This is a genomic window from Baaleninema sp., assembly GCF_049974805.1.
Lineage (GTDB): Bacteria > Cyanobacteriota > Cyanobacteriia > Cyanobacteriales > Geitlerinemataceae > Baaleninema.
Genome location: NZ_JBNGCO010000010.1, coordinates 51337 through 72737, shown reverse-complemented (window position 1 = coordinate 72737; position 21401 = coordinate 51337). Strand labels below are relative to the sequence as shown.

The window sequence follows — 21401 nt, the reverse complement described above, 5'->3', positions numbered from 1 at the left end:
GACGAGGTTTGAGGCTTTTTTCATTAAGCCTCACCTGTTGCGGTGACTAATTACGGAAACTCAATAGAAAAGTTCCAAAGTTGTTTGACTCTTAACAAAACAAGGCGTTCTTTAAAGACTCTCTTTAATCAAATTCGCTTGGTTTGTGAATTTTTTGCGAATAAATACGGATGATATACCCGGAATTAGGCAAATACACTTCAGTGACTTGCGGGTTTATACGGATTACCCGAAACAACAATTGTATTTGATGTTTTTAACTCCAGAAAAACGAGGTCATCTGTGTCCCTGTGGCGAAGACCTTTGGCAACCCATCCGGTCGAACAAGGATGGAGTATTGACCGTTATTTAACCCTTTTGCGGGGGTTCGATCGCGATCGAACCCAAGCCAAAAACCCCAGTATCTCTAAGACACCGGGGTTTGGGCGGAAACAGGGGAGTTTAAAGGCTCTAGCTTAAATATTCAACCGCTGGTACACCTCATCCAAATTTTTCAAATGATGTTGCGGGTCGAAACACTCATCGATTTCTTGGGAAGAAAGCTGTTCCGTCACGCGAGGATCGGCAGTAATTAACTTGCGGAAATCGCCGTTGGGCTTATTCCAAGCCTCGTGAGCGCAAGACTGTACGATCGCGTAAGCATCTTCCCGCGTCAAGCCCTTGTTCACCAACGCCAACAACACCCGCTGGCTGAAAATGACGCCGCCATAGAGGTTCATGTTGCGAACCATGTTGTCGGGATACACCAACAGATGTTTCACCAAATCCGTGAACTCGTGCAACATGAAATGGGTCACGATGCAAGAATCGGGAAGAATCATCCGTTCGACAGAACTGTGGGAAATATCCCGTTCGTGCCACAAGGCCACGTTTTCCAACGCCGCGACAGCGTTTCCGCGAACCACTCGCGCCAAACCCGAAATCCGTTCCGATCGAATCGGATTGCGTTTGTGGGGCATCGCCGAAGAGCCTTTTTGACCCTTCGAGAAATACTCTTCGACCTCTAAAACGTCCGTGCGTTGGAGGTTGCGAATTTCCACCGCAAAGCGTTCGAGGGAGGCCGCCAACAGCGCCAAATGCTGCACGAACTCCCCATGGCGATCGCGCGAAATCACCTGAGTCGAAGCCATATCCGGCTCTAAGCCCAACTTCTGACAAGCCAAGGCTTCCACCCGGGGATCGATATTGGCGTAAGTCCCCACCGCCCCAGAAATTTTTCCGACGGCGATATGCTTGTGCAAGTTCACCAATCGATCGCGGTGGCGCATCATCTCCGCCAACCATCCCGCTAACTTAAACCCAAAGGTAATCGGTTCGGCGTGAATCCCGTGAGAGCGACCCACCATCACCGTATTGCGGTGTTGTTGAGCTTGATAGCGAATCGCAACAATAGCGTCTTCGAGACCTTTGAGGAGAACGTCGAGACTCGCCACTAATTGCAACGCCAGCGCCGTATCCAGCATATCGGAACTGGTCATGCCTAAGTGGATGTAGCGGCCGGCCTCGCCGACGTACTCGTTAACGTTCGTTAAAAACGCGATGACGTCGTGGCGGACTTCGGCCTCAATTTCCAGAACGCGATCGGGGTCGAAATTCGCCTTGGCTTTAATTTCCTCCACCGCTTCTGTAGGAATGTAGCCCAATTCCGCCTGGGCTTCACATACCGCAATTTCCACTTGCAGCCAAGTTTGCAACTTATACCGATCGGTCCAGAGATCGCCCATTTCGGGCAGCGTGTAACGTTCGATCGCCATCCGCCATCCAATGCAAATACAACCGTAATATTGTAGTACGGACGCCAAACTCGGGCCCGATCCTCCTTCAGATAAATTTGTATTTGAGGGTGTATTGAATGGGGACGCGACCGTTGGTCTTCCACTGTTGGGATTCGACGGTGTATCTCGAAAACGCCCCGGTCGGGCGGGTTCCGGAGCAGACCTACAACGTCAAGGTGTGAGATGGACTACCACGATCGATCCAAAGAAGACTGTATCGCCGAAATCGAATCCCTCAAACAACAATTAGGCGACGCCGAAATCCTGCAAACGGTTTTAGACGTACAGCGGCGACTGATGTCCAGCGCCAACGCCACCCAACAAGCGGCTACGGGGCATCTGATGCTCAAATCCATGTTACTCGAAGTCGTCCAACTGTTCGATCGACTCACCCACGCCGACGAAAGTAGCATTTTCCTCCTCGACGAAAAGGGTATCGTCGTCGAAAGTATCCTAGCCCGGGGCGCCACCATGCGCGAGTTAAAACGCCACCTCATCGGCGAAGTCGTCGATAAAGGCTTAGCCGGATGGGTGATTCGCCACCGACAAGTCGCACTCATCGAAGACACGAAAACCGACGAACGCTGGGTTACGCTTCCCGCCGAACCCTACCACGTGCGATCGGCGTTGTGTTTCCCCATCCTCAAAGGAAAGCGAGTCTTGGGCGTCTCGACGCTCATGCACTCCCAACCGGGGCATTTCAACACCCAACCCATCGTCCGCTTTATCGAACATCTAGGCTCGATCGTCGCCCTCGTTCTCGATAACGTCAGCTTACAACTTCAACTCTCGGAAGCCACCACCGTACCCGCCTCCCCCCTTCAGAGTTCCGCTCCCCTCTCCACAAAGGTTTCTGAGGTTTCTCCCTCGCCAAACGACCTCACCCTAACAGGAATCTACATCGTCACCGCCAACGGAAAATTTCTCTACGCCAATCCCCGCTTTGCCGAAATTTTCAACTATTCCCTCGAAGAACTCGTCGCCCTCAATTCCATGTTCGATTTAGTGGATTCCCAACAGGAAACTCGATTGTTCGAGGCGATCGATCGCTGCTTCCGCGAGCATCAAAAAGGCTTTTCTAGCACCTTCCGAGGTCGCAGCAAATACAACGACCCCATCACCATCGAAATCGAAGGCAATCGCACCAAATTTTACGGCAAACCCGCCATCGTCGGAACGGTGCGATTGGTGCCGTAAGGGAGAGGGGGAGAGAGGGAGAGGGGGAGAGGGGGAGAAACAGTTATCTGTTTGCTGTCTTCACTGGTGACTGGTGACTGGTGACTGTTCCCTCTTCCCTCTTCTCTGGTGACTGGTGACTGGTGACTGGTGACTGTTCCCTCTTCACCGTTGCCTGTTCCCTATTCCCTATTCCCTCTTCCCTCTTCTCTGGTGACTGGTGACTGGTGACTGGTGACTGTTCCCTCTTCACCGTTGCCTGTTCCCTATTCCCTATTCCCTCTTCCCTTAAGAAATAGCGGCTTTGAGACTTCGACAAAACTGCTCGATTTTTGCGAGTCCTTCATCTGACGATCCCGAGGCCAGTCGGTTGACGAAGGCACTGCCGACGATCGCGGCGTCAGCGCCCCAATCCTTGACCTGACGGGCGTGTTCGGGTTGAGAAATTCCAAAGCCGACACCGATGGGTTTGTCTGTAACCGCTCGCAGTTCCACCAGCAAGTCTTTGACCCGAGAACTGACTTGAGTTCGCGTTCCTGTGACTCCAGTAACGCTGACGAGGTAGATAAAGCCTTGAGAACGTTCGGCGATCGCGACGATTCGCTCTTTCGGACTCGTCGGTGCCACGAGTAACACCAGTTCGATGCCCATCTCCCGACTGCGAACGATGAGGTTTTCGGCTTCTTCGAGAGGTAAATCTGGGATTACGAGACCTTTAACCCCGGCCGCGGCCACCTGCTGTAAAAAGGTGTCGAGGCCGCGATGGAGGATGGGGTTATAGTACGAAAACAGAACGATGGGCGCTGAGAGTTCCCCGCCGATCTGCTTCACCATCTCCAAAACGCCGTCGAGACGGACGCCGCGATTGAGGGCGCGAGTGGCCGCTGCTTGAATCGCCGGCCCGTCAGCGAGGGGATCGGAGTAGGGAACGCCCAATTCGATAATATCCGCTCCGCTGCGATCGAGTATTTTTAAGGCTTTTGCCGTCGTTTCTAAGTCTGGGTCGCCGGCGGTAATAAAAGGAATTAAAGCGCACTGCCCCTGTTGGCGCAGTGCGGAAAAGCAGTCTGAAACCGATTTCATACGTTGCTGATTTGAGTTTTTTGGGAGTTTTGAGAAGGTTGAGACGGGGTTAAGTGTCGCCTGGAGGTGCGTCGGGAGCCTCTTTTGATTCGGAGTCTTTCAATTCAGACAACAGGGCTTGTCGTTCTTCTTCTGTCATCTTTTCCCAGCGTTTTTGAAGGACTGCGTCGGTATAGTCCTGTAGCTGCTGGTGGTAGGTCATGTTTTTTGTGGCAAACCGGAACAGATAGGTGGCCACCCATCCGATGAGTCCCCCCACCAGCAGCACTTGACTCCAAATTCCCGCGTCGAGGCGATCGAACCCCGCCTGGTTTAGCAGGACGTACAACGCGCCGCCTGCGATAAAAATACCAATTCCAATGCCGATAACGTCGATGCGCCGCATAGTTCTCGTATCAGGTGTTCAATTGGCGCTTTTGGGGGCGGAAGTTGAGGAACAACCCGACGACAATCATTCCGGGGAAAAACATAAAGACGAGAAAGTACAGGAACCACCGTTCGATCGATCCGGCGGTGTACCAGCGGTTTTTCAGGTAGAAGTACAGCGCCAGCGGAACGACTAACAGGTAGATACCGCTGAGAGCGGCATAGAGAAGCAGAGCGATCGTTGTCGAGGTCATATAAGCTGTCACGATAAATCGAATAGGCCGAGGCAATGGGAGTCTGTCCCACAACTCGTTCCGATTTTACCGCAACTCGGAAATTCGTCAGAGGTACAAAAGAGGCACAAAGCCGACGCTCTCCCTCAGTCGTTTTAAGACTCTCAACGTACCCTCGCGGCGAGTTCTGAGGTATAGTGAACGCGCCCAATTCCACCGCTGGTTCATGGACTTTATTGTTGAAGGCTGGCGTTTTGTTCCCCATTCTTTCGCCATCGCCAATCAGTTTCAACTTTTGGAAATGCTCGATCGCTCCGAGGAACCCGGCTCGAATTTGCGGGTGTTTCATCGGGAAATGCCTTATTTAAACCCCCATTGGACGCCGAAATTGGGTTTGTTCGACGCCGCTGCTGAGGATCGTTTGCGTCGCATTCCGACACCGCCGGAATCGCTTCACGGCGACGCGACGCTTCGGATGGTTATGCCCTACAATTTAGCGCCGTCGAAGTCGAAACGAACTTATGTTTTTGCGACGACGGAATGGCGCATCGTGCAGCGGGTGATGGTGCAGGCGATGGGGGTGCGATCGTTTGAGGAGGCTCATCGAAATTCGGATACGGTGATTATTACTCCCTCGAATTGGTCGAGACAGGGCTTTTTGAATGCGGGAGCGGTTCCGGAACGGGTGGTGGTAGTTCCCCACGGTGTGGATACGCGGGTGTTTCGTCCGATTCTTAAGGCGGAACGGGAACGGTTGCGCCGTCAGTGGGATTTGGAGGGCTGTTTTGTGTTTCTCCACGTGGGCGTCATGACGTGGAATAAGGGAATTCGCCTGTTGTTGAAGGCGTTTGCGATGGTGGCGGAACGCTATCCGCAGGCGCGTTTGGTGTTGAAGGGAACGGATGCGATTCGCAAGTCTCGGGAGTTCGTGGTGGGGGATTTGCGGGAAATGCTGACGCCGCAAGAGTTCGATCGTGTGGTTCCCCGTATCGCCTATATTGGTCGAAATCTTTCGGGGAAGGCTCTGGCGCGGTTATATCAGGTTTGCGATGCTTACGTGACGCCCTATTTGGCGGAAGGGTTTAATATGCCGGTGTTGGAAGCGGCGGCTTGTGGGATGCCGATTCTTTGTACGAAAGGGGGTTCGACGGACGATTTTACGGATGCGAGTTTTACGGGATATATCGAGAGCCAACTCAGTACGGTGGAAATCGATCGGGAAGTCCGTTATTATCTTCATCCGGATCTTGAGAGTACGATCGATTTGATGTCGGATATTATCGAAAAACCGGAGTTTGCCGCCCAGGCGCGACGTATCGCCCCGAAATTTGTCGCCTCGCGGTTGACTTGGACTCATGTGGTCGATCGCTTACTCGAGGTGATGCAATTTTGTTAAATTTTGACGGGAATTTGAGCCTTATTTTAAAGTTTGGGTAAAGCTAGAGGAATTGTTATCGCGTTCGTTGTCGTGCGATTTAGGGGATCGATCGATCTCTAGAGGCGTTTGTCGTTGTTTTTGTAGGGGTTTTGAGACTTGCAGCGGCGATGGCGATCGCGGACTTTTTTTCGATCGATCGGAAGGGTTCTCGGTCTTTTACGTATAAACCCTGAGACTCGTTTCTATATTTATACGGATAAATCTTTTTTATACCCGAGCATAAATACATAATTTCCCCAGGTTTGCACAGCTCAATAATGTAACCCAAAAAACATATGCTCGCGCTATGGAGTCGAAGAATCTCGCCATCTTTAAAGACTTGATAAAGCGCCGCTGGTGGGGCTGCAAATCTTTGCAAACCCTATGATATTCTGACGATAAACAGGAAACTGACCCTCGGATTTTTTACGATGACACTACATCTTGCCAAAGAGTATATCAATGTGATGGAAATTTTGGTTTCCGAAGAAGTCGAGAAGCAACTCAAAAAATGTCCGACAACAATGCTTCCTTATATTCGGAAAACCGACCTCGAAACTTACGCTCTAAACCGCCTTCCTTGTCTCTATGCGTCCTCTCAAGAAGGCTTAGAACGGCAAACCTACATCGGACGAAAAAAGTATCGTTCTCAAGTTAAAATTGCCGTCATGCAAGCCATTGCAGCAGTGCAACGCGATCCGATTCGCAAGTCTACGCCGCTGTTATCTCCCGAGGAATTAGAATACCAAAACATCTTAATACAAGCCCTCGAATCGATCCCCAACCACTCCCACCTGCGTCAGACAGTGGTACGAGCGTTACGACAGGCGGTCGCCGCTGAAAACAGCAGTCGAGAAACGACAGCGAATCGATCGATTTCTGTCACAAAAAACGACTCGATAACGGTTTCTAGAACGGCGTCGCGCTCCTCGAAACACAGCCCGAAACACGCTTGGACTGCTCAAACCTACTTATCTTAGGAATTATCCCTGTCCTTGGCGGTTGGGTTATCGATTTTAAACCCAGCAATTTCAAGACAGGCGATCGAGAAATTCCGGACGACTCGATCGATAGTCCGGACAGTCGATCGCCCCTTCAGACAACGCGGTTTTCGGGTGAACCGGACATTTCAAGCGATAGTCGTTAGTGAAAAACACGCAATCCGTACAGGGGATGCGGTGCATTTCCTGGGCGCGACGGACGCTAGAACGTACCGCCGCGACAGTGTTCCCCACGATCGCCAACACGATCGCCCAGGCGCAGACAAAACAAATCGGAACCAGATAGGGTTGCAGCGTTTCGATAAACGGACGCAGGAGTTGCAACACGGCGCAGTTCTCCTCAAAATCAGCAAAATTGCAGTACCCACGAGGTGAAGCGTTATTTCCCCGCTCGCAATATTATACCGGCCGAAACCCCAGCCCGATGTTCGCCGAGCAACAAAAAGCAACAAAACCCGACCGATAAACCGTAGTTTTTCCCAGAGATCGGCCGTACAATCGAAAGTGTTGCTGAGATGTCTGGAGCTTGGTTTATGACTCTACAACTCGGAGATATCGTCCCTGATTTCACCCAGGACTCTTCTGAAGGAACGATAAACTTCTACGAATGGGCGGGAGATAGCTGGGTGGTATTGTTCTCGCACCCGGCGGACTACACCCCCGTCTGCACCACAGAACTCGGCGAAGTCGCCAAACTCAAAGGCGAATTCGAGAAGCGCAACGCCAAAGTCATCGCCTTAAGCATCGACGACGCCGAATCTCACAAAGGCTGGATTGGCGATATCGACGAAACCCAAGGTACGGCGATTAACTATCCGATTCTCGCCGATGTCGATCGCAAAGTCTCCGATCTCTACGGGATGGTTCACCCCAAAGCCGATCCCAACGTCACAGTTCGCACCGTTTTCGTCATCGATCCCCAGAAAAAATTGCGTCTGACGATTACCTATCCTCCGAGTACCGGACGCAACTTCCAAGAAATCCTGCGCGTCATCGACTCGTTACAACTGACGGACAACTACAAAGTCGCCACCCCCGTCAACTGGAAAGACGGCGACGATTGCGTCGTGTCTCCCTCGATTTCCACCGAAGACGCTCAAAAGCAGTTTCCCAAAGGCGTTAAAGAAATCAAACCCTATCTGCGGATGACACCGCAACCGAATAAGTAGTTGAAGGGATGAGGGGATGATGGGATGAGGAGATAATGGGATGATAGGAAATGCTCTCCCCGGCTCCCCGGCTCCCCCTCTCCCCATCTCCCCCTCTACATCTGACGAACCGTCGGTTTTCCGTCTTTAACTTCTCCGATTAACACCACATCGGCGACGTTGACGAACAAGCCGTTTTCTAAGACGCCAGGGATGTTGTTGAGGGTTTTCTCGAGTTCGGCGGGATTGTCGATTCCGTTGTCGAATTTCACGTCAATCACCAGGTTTCCTTGGTCGGTGACGACGGGTCCGGCTTTTTTAACCCCCATGCGAAGGGTGGTTTTTCCGCCGAGGGCTTCGATTTTCTGCATCACTGGCGTCATAGCCATGGGAAGAACTTCCACCGGAAGCAGGAAACCCAGATTGAGCTTTTCAACGATTTTCGACTCGTCCACCACCACCACGAACTGTTCGGCGAGGGAATCGACGATTTTTTCTTGGGTGTGGGCGGCGCCGCCCCCTTTGATGAGTTGTTTTTGAGGATCGACTTCGTCGGCGCCGTCGATGGCGATATCGATGCGATCGACCTCATCGAGGCTGGTGAGGGGAATTCCGTATTGTTTGGCGAGAACGCGGGCTTGGAACGAGGTAGGAATTCCTTTAATGTCTTGGAGATCGCCGTTTTGCAGGCGTTCGCCGATATATTGAATGGCGTAGGCGGTGGTCGATCCGGTTCCCAAACCAACGATCGATCCCGATTTTACTAAGTCGGCGGCCGCTTTCCCGACTTGCTGTTTCATGACTTTTACTGCGTCTTCACTCATCTTGGCGGTTCCTGTCTCCGTTAACGTCAAAGATAAATACGTCAAAAACGCGCGATCGGCACGTCTTTACACACTTTACCCCGTGGGGCGTCGCTTCAGAAGGTTGCAGGCGTTAGAATGGACGCTCGCTGAAACGGCCAACAGTCCCATCGAATTCAACCCCTTTTCCCGCAGCTATGTCACGGAATTCCGTAGGGGCGAACGGCGTTCGCCCGAATTCAGCCTTGTTTTCAAATCTTCATTCAAATCCTCATTCAAGCCTTATCGCCGGAGTGGACGAAGTGGGACGGGGTGCGTTATTCGGCCCGGTGGTGGCCGCCGCTGTGCTGCTGTCGCCGGAGGGATCGATCGCCTTACAAAACCTCGGCGTCACGGACAGTAAAAAACTCACCGCCAAACGTCGGGAAACCTTGCGCGATCGCATCGCTGAAATCGCCCTCGACTGTCAAATCGGCGTCGCCACCGTCGAAGAGATCGATCGTCTCAACATCCTACAAGCCACGTTACTGGCTATGAAACGCGCTGTGGAATCTCTCACCCCCACACCGACGCTGTGTCTCATCGACGGAAACCGCCCCGTTCCCGATTTAGCGATTCCCCAACGTACCGTTATCGGGGGCGATCGACTCGAAATCGCCATCGCCGCCGCCAGCATTGTCGCCAAAGTCTGGCGAGACGCGGAAATCGTCCGTTTGGCGCAAGACTATCCCGATTACGACTTGGCGAAAAACAAAGGCTACGGAACCGCCAAACACCGTCAGGCGTTGCAAACCTTGGGGGCCTCTCCCCAACATCGCCGTTCCTTCGCCCCCTGTCAACCTCTAGGTCGAACCCCGTCGAAATCGAAACGATCGACCCAAAAACAGTCAACAATAGAAAACGAACCGCTATTATTTGACTCTCTCGGAAAGCCTCGTTTGACCTGGGAAACCGATGCAGAGTCGAATCGCTAATTATCGATCGAACCCAAACCGACATGAGACCGACTGCAATCCGAATCGCCGTTATTGGAGACGTTCACGACCAATGGGACGATATCGACGGCACGATTTTAAAACAATTAGGCGTTGACCTGGCCTTGTTCGTCGGCGACTTCGGAAACGAGTCCGTTGACGTAGTGCGGCGAATCGCCCAACTCGACCTTCCCAAAGCGGTGGTTTTGGGAAATCACGACGCCTGGTATACCGCCACCGATTGGGGGCGGCGAAAATGTCCCTACGATCGCACCCGCGAAGACCGCTTTCAACAACAACTCGACCTGTTGGGGCGCGATCGCGTCGGCTACGGCGTGCGAGACTTCCCGCAACTGGGGCTGTCTGTCGTGGGCGGTCGTCCCTGTAGTTGGGGCGGCCCCACCTGGAAATACGGCGACTTTTACCAAACTCGGTTTGGCGTCAGCGGCTTCGAGGAGTCCACTCAACGCATCGTCGAAGCCGCCCGACGCGCCCGTTGCGAGACGTTGATTTTTTTGGGACACAACGGTCCGACGGGGTTGGGAGAGGCCGCCGAAGACCCCTGCGGTCGCGATTGGAATCCTCTCGGGGGAGATTTCGGCGATCGCGATTTGGCCGAAGCGATCGCCAGGACGCGCCGTCAGGGAAAATCGATTCCCCTGGTGACCTTCGGTCATATGCACCACCGCCTCCGCCATACGAAAACCCGTTTGCGTCGGTCTCTCTGCTGTGACGAGGCGGGAACGGTGTATTTGAACGCCGCCTCTGTTCCTCGGGTGATGGAGATCGATCGCCGTCTCGCCCGCAATTTTTCCCTCGTCACCTTAGAAAACGGCCGCGTCGCCGACGCCGTTCTCTGCTGGGTAGACGACGACAGCCACACTTTGCGAGAAATTCCCTATTTCGATCGATCCGAGGCGCAGTTGACCGGGTGATGATGAGATGACAGGATGATGAGGTCAGCGATCGCCCCACTTTTCGGTCAAAAAACTTGCTTCTTTCTGCATTATTATGATATAATGGAGGTTGGACTATGTGGAGAGGTGGCAGAGTGGTCGATTGCGTCCGACTTGAAATCGGATGAAGCGCAAGCTTCCGGGAGTTCGAATCTCCCCCTCTCCGTTTTTTTGGAAATCCCATCGTCCGAGACTCCTTAGCGATCTTTCAGTTTTCGCTGAATGAGTTCGGCGATGTCTCGATTGGCTTGCAGGATCGATGGAAGGTGTGGTTGTAACTCGTTTCCGTCTTCCGCTGTGCCTTTGCGACCGAGGAGGAAGTAGGTTTTCATGTCGCCCTTTCCTTTAACGTGAATCGTCCCTCGTTCCGTGAGAACGAAGCTCGATCGAATCCGTTCGTAGGTATCAACGGACACTTGAATTTGGCCGGCGACGCCGTGGGATTCCATGCGACTGGCGATGTTGACGGTATCTCCCCAGAGGTCGTACACGAATTTTTTCAGACCGATGACCCCCGCCACCACCGGACCGGTGTGAATACCGATGCGGATGTCGAGAGAACTTTGGGTTTGGCGGTTGAACTCCGTAATCACCTGCTGCATATCTAAGGCCATGTGGGCGACGGATTCAGCGTGGTCGGGTCGCGGTTCGGGGAGTCCGCCGACGACCATATACGCATCGCCGATGGTTTTGATTTTTTCCAAACCGTGACGTTCCGAGAGGCGATCGAAGGCCGAAAAAACGTAATTGAGTAACTGTACCAATTCCGTTGCGGGAATCTGGGACGATAGCTTTGTAAATCCGACGATATCGGCAAAAAGAATGGTGACGGCGGTATAGTCGTCGGCGATGGTTTTCGACTCGTCTTTGAGGCGTTTGGCGATGGCTGCCGGGAGGATATTGAGGAGGAGTTTTTCCGTTTCGATTTGTTCGCGACGCAGGGCTTCTTCGGCGAGTTTCCGTTGAAAAAACTGTCCGATTTGGTTGCCCACCGTGTCCATCATTTGCAGGAGTTCCTCATCGCGATCGGCGATATTTTGACAGAACAGCGTTAAAAGTCCGATACGTTCTTCGTCCACCTGAAGCGGACAGAGAACCACTGTCGCCAACAACAATCGATCGCACACCGCCGCTCGATCGCTGACCCATTCGCTATCCGAGACTGACAGCCACAACGCTCTCCCTTCCTGCCAAGCCGCCTCGACCCAACCACAAGACCGTCCGAAGGTGACGGGATACCATTTAGAGGTATCGATAAACGGCTTCGCCCAAAAATCCACACAGTGCAGGTGAGTTTCGGGGGGTTCCCCGTTGTCCTGTTCCCTCGAAGCCGGTTGCCAAAACTCGCACAAATCCCAATCGAGTCCCTCCCCGAGTCCTTGTAAGAGTTTGGGGAGAGCACTGGCAAAACTTTGAGCCTGAGATAAAATGTTAGTAATCGTATTTTGCGCCATCAACCGCCGTTGGGCGCGATAGCTTTTCGTAATATCCCGTCCGATGTAGATAAACTGAGCCGGTTCTTCCGAGCGAGCGGGTTTGACGGAGCAAGAAAACGATACGATCGCCTTGTGGCGATCCCGACAGCAACAGACTAACTCGATATTTTTAAGGATTTCCCCTTCGTCTTCAAATAAAAAACGTTGGATTTCCGCAATATCGAAATTCTTATCTTCTAAAATATCGAGTAACGGTTGTCCGAGGAGTTCATCTTCGGAATAGCCCAGTAAATCGAGAGCGTAAGAATTGGTTTTGACGATGGTTCCCGAAAGAGAGGTGACGATGAGAGCATCGGGCATCGATCGAACCATTTGTTCGACATAGGCTTCCGAAGCCGAGAGTTTTTCCACCAACAAACTCATCTCGTTCGACGACTGTACGAGAGTTTGTTCCAACTCCATCCGGTGGGTTACGTCTTCGAGAAACAACACCAGTCGTTCCTCCGCCATAGCATCGCGCACGACGAACAAATCTAAATAGCGCATGGTACCGGAGGCGTCGCAACGGGCAATAGCGGGAAGGGAAAAATCGTCCTGTCCGCCGTTGAGAATCGTCTCGAATACCGCATCGAGTCCGAACAGTTCCGGTAACAGATCGAAAATATCCGAACCCAGTTCGATATCTCCTTCGAGTCCGATAAATTCAGCCGCCCGTTCCGATACCTCGATGGTGGAAAATTGACGATCGATGAGAATAAACGAAATGTGAGGTAAAACCGAAAATCGAGCGATCGAGTGTTTCATCAGAGTTCTATTGCAATCAAACAACGAAGATCGGGTTTGATCGAGCGGCAAACGACGAGAGCTTCAATAAGTTTAACAATACTGTAAGGTTTCGTTCGAGCAAAAATAGAACCACAACCTATAGCCAAAATGTAGAGTCGATCGACAGAACAGAAAAACGACCGTAACCGCTATTTTGCCCGTCGATCGACCAGCGATCGCCTGCACCCTTTCATTATCGCTGTCCTAGTTGTAACGCAATCCGTCCTCAGACTGAAAGCACTGGTGGGGAACTCTCGAGTTCGACAGGCGGTCGTCAGTCTGGGGTGTAAGACAGAACTCGCTAAGATTTGAGGTAGTTCGCGACAAACTCTCCGTATCGCTGACGAAGTTCGGCCGACAAACTGGAAAATCCTCGTCGAGAGAGATCGGAACCTTCGTTCCGAGGCGGACAGCATCGTTGAAACGCTTCCGTTAAGTCGCTCTCTGTGGTTTCGTAATCGAAGGTGATTTCCTCACCTGCCGCGATATCGACGAGGGCGACGAAATCGTAAGCGCCGAAACGATTGTCTCGTACTCCCGTAGTGGGATGGTAAGAATGGTTAATGCGGATGGCCGGTTCGTCCATTTCGATATGAACGTCCCAATCGACCTGAATCGAGTAAATGGTGCGCTGGGGTAACACGCACACGCGACGGGCGACCACAACGGTCTCGCCTTGTTTAAAGTCGCGAGTGGCAAAAACCCCCAAACCCTTTTGTCCGGCAGGTCGAATTTCGACATGGGATATTGTATCTAAACTCATGTTGGGTCGCGTTCCGTCCGACGCAGATTGTATTTACAGATTGTATTTCACGAACCAGGGTGACATTCGAGTGGCACGCCCGTCTAGTGTTTCAGGTTTATGGTAAAGAGTTCCTTCGCCAAAGCGTTGCAAGGTCAACTCGTGCAAGCGATCGAGAAAATTCTCGCTAAAGTCTCGGGAGGTCGGTTATCCGTCGGTTCTTCTCAAACGGGAAAACTGGCCCGACTGGCTCGCATATTGGTGTTAGCTGGCACGGTGATGGCTCTCAATACGATGGGCTATACCTTAGCCAGTTCGCTGTTCGTCAGTCACATCGGGGCCAGCGGATTACCGCTATCTTACGTGCTGGTGGGCTTGGCCTCGATGCCCGTATACGGCGTGTTTGCCCGCGTCGCCGATCGCATCCCCCATCCCCTCTTGTTTCGATATTGGTCGGTGGCGGCGGCCGGGGTGGCGTTGCTGTTTCGGTTGTTGCTGTTTTGGGACGTTCAACCGATTTACTACGCCCTCTATATCGGAGTGTATTTCCAGTGGACGCTGCAACTGGATATTTTGTTGCCGACCCTGATTTCGGACTACTTCACCTCCCGCGAGTACAACCGCCGCGCTCCCTTTATCACTATGGCTCAGGCCGTCGGGGGCTTGCTGGGGGGCGGTCTCGTCAGCTTGCTGGCCTCCTTCGTGGCGACGCCGGATATTTTGCTGTTGTTGCCCGTGCTGTACTTGCTGGTGTTAGTGCAGGTCTGGCATCTCGAACGTCGCGAGAAACCCATTCCCTCGGAAGAAACGGAACGCCAAACTGACGAACCCCCTCCCTCTCCGCTGCAATTAGCACAACAATTTCCGATTGTCAAGTTTCTGGCGGGCAGTACGTTCCTGTGGATTCTGCTTTACAGCTTGGCGGAATATTTGTATTTCGGGATTTACGCCGAGACCTTTGCCGACAATCCCCAAGGGCTGACGAGCTTTTTAGGGGGATTCAGCGCCGTCAACTGCGCCTTGCAAATGCTGCTGTTGTTTTTCCTAACCCGGAAACTCATCGAGCGGTTGGGGGTGGCGCGGGTCAATTCGATTTATCCAGTTGCGACGTTTTTCTCTTTCTTGGGTTTGTGGCTGTTTCCCTCCTTTCCCGTAGCGGTGTTGGCTCATTTCAACAACTCCACCATCGATACGGCGATCGACCAACCGGCCTATACCTTGGTGTACAACCCTATTCCCAACCGCTATTTGGGACAAGTTCGCGCCGTGACGAACGGGTTGTGTTATTCGTTAGGACTGGCGTTGACGGGTGGACTGTTGTGGGTGGCCGCGCTGTACGTCAACCTGCAAACCATCGCGTTGGTGGGATTGTTGGTAGGGGCGTTTTTTGTGGGCGTGCGCTACAAGCTGGGTCAAAATTACTATCGATCCTTACTGTCGGGACTTCGATCGAAAACCGACAAACTCGACCTCAAAGCCGTCCGAGAAGGATTGGTACAGCTTCCGGAAAGCCAAAGCGCCCAACTCGCCCAAATGCTGAAACGGGGCGAAACGAAAGAGAAAAAGGAAGCCCTGGAACTGGCGACCTATCTACGAAAACCCAGTCGCTTGCTGACGGAAATCGACGCCCTCCTCTCAGAAGCGGACGTTTCCCTACAGCGGCGCATTTTGAGCTTTTTCAGTAAGACAACCCAAGACACTGGGGTGACGCGATATTTGCGGGACTGTTTGGCTTCTAGCGACGAGGAACGGCAACTGATGGCGTTAGAAGCCCTGATGGCGAGGAGAAACCCCCTGGACGCGAAAGATTTGGAACGCCTCAGCCACAGCGATCGCCCGACGATTCGCGCGTTGGTGGCGGTGGTAGCACAGCAGCGGGGAGATCTCGAGGAGGCGTTACGGCAGCGTTGCGCCGAGATTTGGCAGTCGGACATGGACGACGAGACGAAAAAGGTCGTGATTCGCGGCATCCGCCATACGGGAAATCCCAGCATGATTCCGCAGTTGTTGGAGTTGCTGCAAGGGGCTTCGGTGGACGTGCAAATCGAAGTGTTGAAGGGAATGGCGGAGTTGAAGCCGGACGGAGACGCCACTCTGGGGGAACTGGCGGTGCGGTTTTTGGAACACCCCAGTCCTCAAGTACGGGTGGCGGCGATCGATCTGTTGGGGGCGATTCGACTGCCCGAGTTTTGGGAGTTTTTAGCCCGAGGGCTGGAGGATTTGGACGTCAACGTGCGCCTGCGATCGGCGTCGGCCTTGGCGAATTACGAGGAATATAATTTGGAACAGTTGGCTCAGATGTATTTGTTTGGGGCGCGGGCGGATGTTTCGGAAGCGGCGGTGGCCGCCATCGCCTACGTGCAAACCAGCCAAGCGTTACATTTTTTGGAAGATTATTTGCAACAGGATTACGAGGCGGCCGATCGCATTCAGGCTTGGTGGCAGCGCATCCCCGCCCGGGCGGAATCTTGGCAACCGCTGGTGATGGTGTTGCGCGATCGCAGCCAGCAAATCGTCAATCGCGTGTTTCACGTTTTGTCCTGTTTGGGTAGCCGTCACGCCCTGACGGAGGTGCGGCAGATGTTACATACCCGCGACGAACGCAAACGGGCTAACGCGGTGGAAACCCTGGCCTCGATTCCTCACCGACGCTACATCATGCCGATTTTGCCCTTGGTGGAATATCCCGAAGGGCGATCGCCCGTGGCGGAATTGGATAGCGATCGCGCTAAGCCGGTGTTAGAGGAGTTCGTCTGTTCCGAGGATCGATGGGTGCGCGTGGGGGCGTTGTTGGTTTGGGCCCACTATCGCTATCCGCTACCGGAAACGGTTCAACGGGAACGCGATCGAATTGTCAAAAGTGTGGTCAAAGAGGCGTTTTCTGAGGAAACGGCGAAATCCATCTCGAACTTGTCCATCGATCGCGTGTTGTTTTTAAAAACAACCTCTTTATTTCGAGATTTATCTCTCGATGAGGTTTGGTCGCTCGATCGAGGCTTTCAGTTGAAAACCTACGAGGAAGGGGACGCGATCTGCCGCGAGGGAGAAGTGGGAAACACCCTCTATGTTTTGTATCGCGGGCGCTTGCACGTCACGTCACAAATGGAGGAATCCGATCGATGCCTGACGCCGGGAAGCTATTTCGGCGATAGCAGTTTGTTTGGAGAGTTTCCTTATGGGGCAACGGCCATCGCTGAGTCTTCTTGTCAGTTGTTATGTTTGACGAAAGATAGTTTCGACGTTCTCATTGATGTCTTGCCGAAATTGCCGAGTTGTTTTGCGTTGGCGGCATTAGATAGTGAGTTTTAAGGGACGCTATCAATGCAGAAATGCTTTGAAGTGAAATTGGCTCTTCGCCGTTTAGGGTGACAGAAAAACTGACTTCACGAGATTTCAGGGGTTTTGGCTCTCGATTCTCCAGGTATTTGTATTTTGCTATACATTTTCCCCCGCAAACGGCGGAGACCCGTGAAATTAAGTGAGTGAAATCCAGAGTTGAGACTGTCCCCACTCTCTCGTTCCACACCCCCTAAATCGGTGGTTGAATGTCCTCAAAACGCAAGGAAATATCGGGCATCACGAACTCGTCTACCGTAGATTCGGGAACCTGTTCGATCGACCGTTCGGCTAAGACGTAATAGCCGGCTAACTGGGTATAGCGATCGCTCACTCGTTCCTGTTCCAATACAGTGCCGACGGTGGGATCGCGAAACTGGGTTTGAAACTGCGTCACCACGATACCCTGTGGCGTATCTCGGGTTTCCAGGGTATCGACAGTGACTTTCACCCCTTCTAAGGTGCGGTTGACTTGAGTGATGACGCCGTCTTTAACACGATAAAAGGCATTGGCTTCGTTGCCCACTTCGCGGACGATAGCCGCCCCCGAATTATCGATGCCTTCTAAATCGAACAGGGCGTCTCCGTGAATCTCCTCAAAGGGCAAGCGGCGACGGTGAATCACCTCCATTTGCAGTTGTCCTTTGACAAAATCCCGTAAGTCGGTGTCTTCGATGTCGTAGACGGAGACGTTGAGATCCGCTTCGACAAGAACCGTCCCCCGTTCGCTGGCATCTCCTGACTGTACCAACACCGTCGCCGAATAGCCGGGAAAGTCAGCATCCCAGGTATAACGGTTGCTGTAGGCCTCTTGAAAGAGCTGAGTCGCCGAGGGAATGGCGGAGGCGACGCCTCCCCAACTCCACAGGCTCAAAGCCGCGAGACAACTCAAACTGACTGCTAAAACTCGTTGGAGTGTGAACTTCACTGTTTTTAGAACTCCGCTAAACGTCGTTCGTTTTATTCTAGGAAGTTTCTCGGCAACCCGTTGGCATTAACCCGTTGGCATTAAGGACAACCCAGGCCATCGAGGGAGGATACCGCCTGTTGGTAAGAGTTCGGTTGGCCGCGATCGAGAAACAGTTGTACTGCTTGGCTTCAGTCCGCCCAAGCCCCGTCGCGATCGCCGAGTTCCACAGCTAACACGGCGCGGTTGTGGTAGGCGCGGGCCGAAGAGATACCCCCACCTCGAACAGTTGGCGAATTCGCCAACGAGATTTGATTGGGACGTCCGATGTATCAGAAACACAAGAGTTCTAGCGATATCTAAGCTTTAACTTTTCAACAACTGCCCCCTTCAAATTTGGGGGTTTTTTCAAAAATGGTTATTATAAAAATACAAAGAAAGTCGTTTCATTTCGTCTCAAAAACAAACATCTTCAGGAGTTTTGCTGTTTGACCTGGAGTATTCCTCAGAGTATTCCTAAGAGTATTCCTTAAGGAATAGTTCTTCCGAAGGAGAACGACGTCAGGAAGGACATGAAAAATTTGAGACGCAGTCCCATTCAATTTGAATGGTTGTCAAATTGAAGCGACTTGTTGAAAGAGTTATGTTGAGTCGCGAGGTTCTGGGTTTTTGTCGTTTCCCCAGATTAACGGTTCCGAAAGGAGTGCGAAACCACTCATCAGAACAGCCTGACGGAATCGACTCGAGCTTTAAAGGTCTGAAAAACGCCACTCAACACAACGCTGTCGATGGACTTTCCCTGAGATTGCAAGCCAATTGACCTCAAATTTGACTTGCCGTTATCAAAACCCCGTTTTTTTAAAAAAACCGGGGTTTTATCGATGTTTAAAAAAATATAGACGAATAAATTATCGTTCCGATCGTTGCATCATTTCGCTGCATCATTCAAAGGACTGCGCGATGCGATCGCTCTTCGCCGCCATAATAAAATCGTTGCGGTGCAGTCCGTTAATGGCGTGCGTCCACCAAGTCACAGTAACTTTTCCCCATTCCGTCAGCAACGCCGGATGATGGCCTTCTTTTTCCGCTTCTTCCCCAACCCGTTGCGTAAACGCCAACGCCGTTTTGAAATCGGGAAAGCGGTAGATTTTTTGAAGATGCAACTCCCCATATTCTTCAATGGCTTCCCAATCGGTAATTTCAGCTTTGAGTTCTTCAACTTCAGCTTGACTCAGCGGCGTCGAGTTCCCTTTACAAGGTTCGCAGTGTTCTCGATCGAGGCTTTCCATTCTGTTAACTCTCTAATTTACTCAGTCGGTCGATCGAGCCTCAGTACGGGGTGCATCTCAAAAATGTAAGTTTATCAAATTGACGTCTTTGCAATGAATTGAGCTGTTGTTGGGTTTCGCTATCGCTCCACCAAACCTACGTCAAATTACGTCAAACTACGTCAAACTCATATTTTTACAAAATATTTTTACAAATTTTGACAAAAGTGAGATGCACTCCTCGGTACGAGACTCAATACGATTGTGCGATCGCACCGCTGCCAATCTCCTCTTTCCACAGACTTATTTTTCACTAAAGCCTTCAGCCAGCCACGCCAAATCGCCTCGGAACGCCATCGACAACGCCCCGAGGCTCAAATTCAACCCTCTCTAGCCTCCAAAATACTCAGACGTAAAATTCCCATGCAACCCGTAGGGAATGTGATATTTCAACTTTAACTCGGCGATGGGGCCGGCATCGATCGACCGTGCGTCGAAAATCGCCAACTTCGATCGATGCGTCTGCGCATCGTACACCAACAACAACACCCATCCATCATCTTCCGCCGTTCCCCCCGGACGGGGAACGAACGTCGGTTCGCCGCCAAACCCCCGAGGCGCAAAACTCCACACCTGACGCGCCCCCGTTTCGCGATCGACCTTCATCACCCCCTGTAACGGAGCGTTTCCCCGTTCCGGATGGGCGATTCCCACAAACAAATATCGATTTTTCCGCCCCACTTTCGACGGATGCAACACCGGAAACTCGCAACAGCGAGGTTCGACCACCTCGTGACGGACGCGGTTTTCCTGCAAATTCACCCGGAAATTCCACAACTGGCCCTCGGGAATCTGACTAAAATCCACCTCGCGAAAATCAGAATCCGGGTCGGGTTGCGGGAACGACTCATAACAAATCGAATCGACCACCACTTCCCCCTCTTCCTCCCAAGCATTGGCGTGGTGGAACACAAAACAGGGTTCAGTTTCAATAATTTTCACGTCGCGAGACCCGTCGCGGGGAATCAAAATGACGTTGGTGGGGGCGCTGGGGTCGAACTTGACGCATTCCGCCGCCCCGCGAAAGCCCAATAGATAAGGAAGGGGATTCAAGCTAACGGGATTTTGGAAAAAGACGCAGTAGTTGGGCGTAATCGCCATATCGTGGAGAAAGGCGAAACCGGGAATGGCGTGGCTGTGTTGGCGTTGCAGCGTTCCGTCTGGCGTAAACTCGTAAATGGTGATGTCCGCCGACAGTCCCGCTTTCACGGCGAAATTCACCAAAACGGGTTTTCCGTCGTCGAATTGCGAGGCGGGGTCGATGTGGGGATGCGCGGAAAACGCCCCCCCTTCCTCGAGAAGTCCGTCGAGGCGATCGATCCCTTCAGTTTCCAAGGTTTTCGGGTCGAGGCGATGGGGTTCGGCCGCTTCCCACAACGCCAGCAGTTTACCGCCCCAGTAGATAATGTTGGTGTTGGCGATGTTTTTCAGGCGCAAATCGAAGAGGTTCGCCAGCCAACCGCCGGGTTTTTGGGTGCCGAAGACGCCGCGATAGAGCGGTTTTCCGGCTTTTTGTTCTTCGAGAAAGCCTTGGGTTCGCACGAAACGGTTTTGGAAAAAGGCGCGACCGTCTTTGAAGGCGATCGCACAAGCCATTCCATCCCCGTCGAAGGGGTGATTGATGGGGTAGTCGCCGATATTCAGCAAACCGGGTCCGACGCGAAACAGGGTTCCGGTCAACTCTGGGGGAATTTCCCCTTCGATGTCGTCTATCCAGTACGCCGACTCTTGAGTTTGGGAGAGATAGCCCCGTTTCCAATCTTCGCGACTGTAGGGAAGACTCGATTTTGACGCTCGATCGCCTTGTCGGTTGTAAGTCTGCATAACGGCTTGCAATTCTCGGGTGTTCTAATATCGGGTGTTTTGATATCGGGCGCATCGGAGAGGGAACGCCC

General features: G+C 52.4%; 17 protein-coding genes, 1 tRNA gene and 2 pseudogenes. 8 read left to right on the top strand and 12 right to left on the bottom strand.

Going from position 1 to position 21401, the window contains the following annotated elements:
- Window positions 1–455: 455 nt before the first annotated feature.
- Complete coding sequence (gene purB / locus ACP5D4_RS03865) at window positions 456–1754, bottom strand: adenylosuccinate lyase (protein WP_428010309.1); 1299 nt, start codon at window positions 1752–1754, stop codon at window positions 456–458.
- A gap of 204 nt (window positions 1755–1958) precedes the next feature.
- Here purB and ACP5D4_RS03860 point away from each other — a divergent pair, with 204 nt between their 5' ends.
- Window positions 1959–2972, top strand: a complete 1014-nt coding sequence (locus ACP5D4_RS03860; RefSeq protein ID WP_428010307.1) for a GAF domain-containing protein — start codon at window positions 1959–1961, stop codon at window positions 2970–2972.
- Between the two features lie 267 nt (window positions 2973–3239).
- Here ACP5D4_RS03860 and trpA read toward each other — a convergent pair whose 3' ends face one another.
- Genes trpA through ndhL form a run of 3 tightly spaced genes read right to left on the bottom strand, consistent with a single transcriptional unit; the run spans window position 3240 to window position 4654 of the window.
- The gene (gene trpA / locus ACP5D4_RS03855; RefSeq protein WP_428010306.1) at window positions 3240–4034 is read right to left on the bottom strand and encodes a tryptophan synthase subunit alpha; all 795 of its coding nucleotides are present in this window, start codon (window positions 4032–4034) and stop codon (window positions 3240–3242) included.
- Between the two features lie 49 nt (window positions 4035–4083).
- Complete coding sequence (locus tag ACP5D4_RS03850) at window positions 4084–4419, bottom strand: DUF3007 family protein (protein WP_428010305.1); 336 nt, start codon at window positions 4417–4419, stop codon at window positions 4084–4086.
- A 10-nt stretch (window positions 4420–4429) separates the two neighbouring features.
- The gene (gene ndhL / locus ACP5D4_RS03845) at window positions 4430–4654 is read right to left on the bottom strand and encodes an NAD(P)H-quinone oxidoreductase subunit L (RefSeq protein WP_428010304.1); all 225 of its coding nucleotides are present in this window, start codon (window positions 4652–4654) and stop codon (window positions 4430–4432) included.
- Window positions 4655–4859: 205 nt separating this feature from the next.
- Between ndhL and ACP5D4_RS03840 the strand changes: the two genes are divergently transcribed.
- Both ACP5D4_RS03840 and ACP5D4_RS03835 read left to right on the top strand, forming a co-directional pair.
- The gene (locus tag ACP5D4_RS03840) at window positions 4860–6029 is read left to right on the top strand and encodes a glycosyltransferase family 4 protein (protein WP_428010303.1); all 1170 of its coding nucleotides are present in this window, start codon (window positions 4860–4862) and stop codon (window positions 6027–6029) included.
- A 452-nt stretch (window positions 6030–6481) separates the two neighbouring features.
- Entirely contained in the window at window positions 6482–7030 is a 549-nt protein-coding gene (locus ACP5D4_RS03835; RefSeq protein ID WP_428010302.1) for a late competence development ComFB family protein, read from the top strand.
- Window positions 7031–7081: 51 nt separating this feature from the next.
- Here the strand turns inward: ACP5D4_RS03835 and ACP5D4_RS03830 are convergent, their stop codons facing one another.
- Window positions 7082–7378 carry a hypothetical protein gene (locus ACP5D4_RS03830; RefSeq protein WP_428010301.1) on the bottom strand — a complete coding sequence of 99 codons (297 nt, stop codon included), beginning with the start codon at window positions 7376–7378 and terminating at the stop codon, window positions 7082–7084.
- A 206-nt stretch (window positions 7379–7584) separates the two neighbouring features.
- Here ACP5D4_RS03830 and ACP5D4_RS03825 point away from each other — a divergent pair, with 206 nt between their 5' ends.
- Window positions 7585–8220: a peroxiredoxin gene (locus tag ACP5D4_RS03825; RefSeq protein WP_428010300.1), complete on the top strand. Its 636-nt coding sequence runs from the start codon at window positions 7585–7587 to the stop codon at window positions 8218–8220.
- A gap of 95 nt (window positions 8221–8315) precedes the next feature.
- Here the strand turns inward: ACP5D4_RS03825 and rpiA are convergent, their stop codons facing one another.
- On the bottom strand, window positions 8316–9023 hold the full coding sequence (gene rpiA, locus ACP5D4_RS03820) for a ribose-5-phosphate isomerase RpiA (protein WP_428010299.1): 708 nt from the start codon (window positions 9021–9023) through the stop codon (window positions 8316–8318).
- Window positions 9024–9199: 176 nt separating this feature from the next.
- Between rpiA and ACP5D4_RS03815 the strand changes: the two genes are divergently transcribed.
- The 3 genes from ACP5D4_RS03815 to ACP5D4_RS03805 all read left to right on the top strand — a co-directional run bounded on the left by ACP5D4_RS03815 (window position 9200) and on the right by ACP5D4_RS03805 (window position 11098).
- Complete coding sequence (locus ACP5D4_RS03815; RefSeq protein WP_428010298.1) at window positions 9200–9976, top strand: ribonuclease HII; 777 nt, start codon at window positions 9200–9202, stop codon at window positions 9974–9976.
- Window positions 9977–9999: 23 nt separating this feature from the next.
- A complete protein-coding gene (locus tag ACP5D4_RS03810) occupies window positions 10000–10911 on the top strand; it encodes a TIGR04168 family protein (RefSeq protein ID WP_428010297.1) in 912 nt (303 codons plus the stop codon).
- Between the two features lie 102 nt (window positions 10912–11013).
- A tRNA-Ser gene (locus ACP5D4_RS03805) sits at window positions 11014–11098 on the top strand.
- 31 nt (window positions 11099–11129) lie between these two features.
- Here the strand turns inward: ACP5D4_RS03805 and ACP5D4_RS03800 are convergent.
- The 3 genes and pseudogenes from ACP5D4_RS03800 to ACP5D4_RS03790 form a co-directional block, all read right to left on the bottom strand.
- Window positions 11130–11894, bottom strand: a pseudogene (locus ACP5D4_RS03800) (adenylate/guanylate cyclase domain-containing protein); the annotation flags it as partial.
- A 504-nt stretch (window positions 11895–12398) separates the two neighbouring features.
- A pseudogene (locus ACP5D4_RS03795) lies at window positions 12399–12791 on the bottom strand (PAS domain S-box protein); the annotation flags it as partial.
- 703 nt (window positions 12792–13494) lie between these two features.
- Window positions 13495–13956, bottom strand: a complete 462-nt coding sequence (locus ACP5D4_RS03790) for an SET domain-containing protein (RefSeq protein ID WP_428010296.1) — start codon at window positions 13954–13956, stop codon at window positions 13495–13497.
- A gap of 99 nt (window positions 13957–14055) precedes the next feature.
- Between ACP5D4_RS03790 and ACP5D4_RS03785 the strand changes: the two genes are divergently transcribed.
- Entirely contained in the window at window positions 14056–17244 is a 3189-nt protein-coding gene (locus ACP5D4_RS03785) for an MFS transporter (RefSeq protein WP_428010295.1), read from the top strand.
- A 220-nt stretch (window positions 17245–17464) separates the two neighbouring features.
- Here the strand turns inward: ACP5D4_RS03785 and ACP5D4_RS03780 are convergent, their stop codons facing one another.
- The 3 genes from ACP5D4_RS03780 to ACP5D4_RS03770 all read right to left on the bottom strand — a co-directional run bounded on the left by ACP5D4_RS03780 (window position 17465) and on the right by ACP5D4_RS03770 (window position 21330).
- Window positions 17465–18199, bottom strand: a complete 735-nt coding sequence (locus tag ACP5D4_RS03780; protein ID WP_428010294.1) for a DUF3386 family protein — start codon at window positions 18197–18199, stop codon at window positions 17465–17467.
- 920 nt (window positions 18200–19119) lie between these two features.
- The gene (locus tag ACP5D4_RS03775; RefSeq protein ID WP_428010293.1) at window positions 19120–19467 is read right to left on the bottom strand and encodes a 4a-hydroxytetrahydrobiopterin dehydratase; all 348 of its coding nucleotides are present in this window, start codon (window positions 19465–19467) and stop codon (window positions 19120–19122) included.
- A 369-nt stretch (window positions 19468–19836) separates the two neighbouring features.
- On the bottom strand, window positions 19837–21330 hold the full coding sequence (locus ACP5D4_RS03770; RefSeq protein WP_428010292.1) for a carotenoid oxygenase family protein: 1494 nt from the start codon (window positions 21328–21330) through the stop codon (window positions 19837–19839).
- Window positions 21331–21401 lie beyond the last annotated feature (71 nt).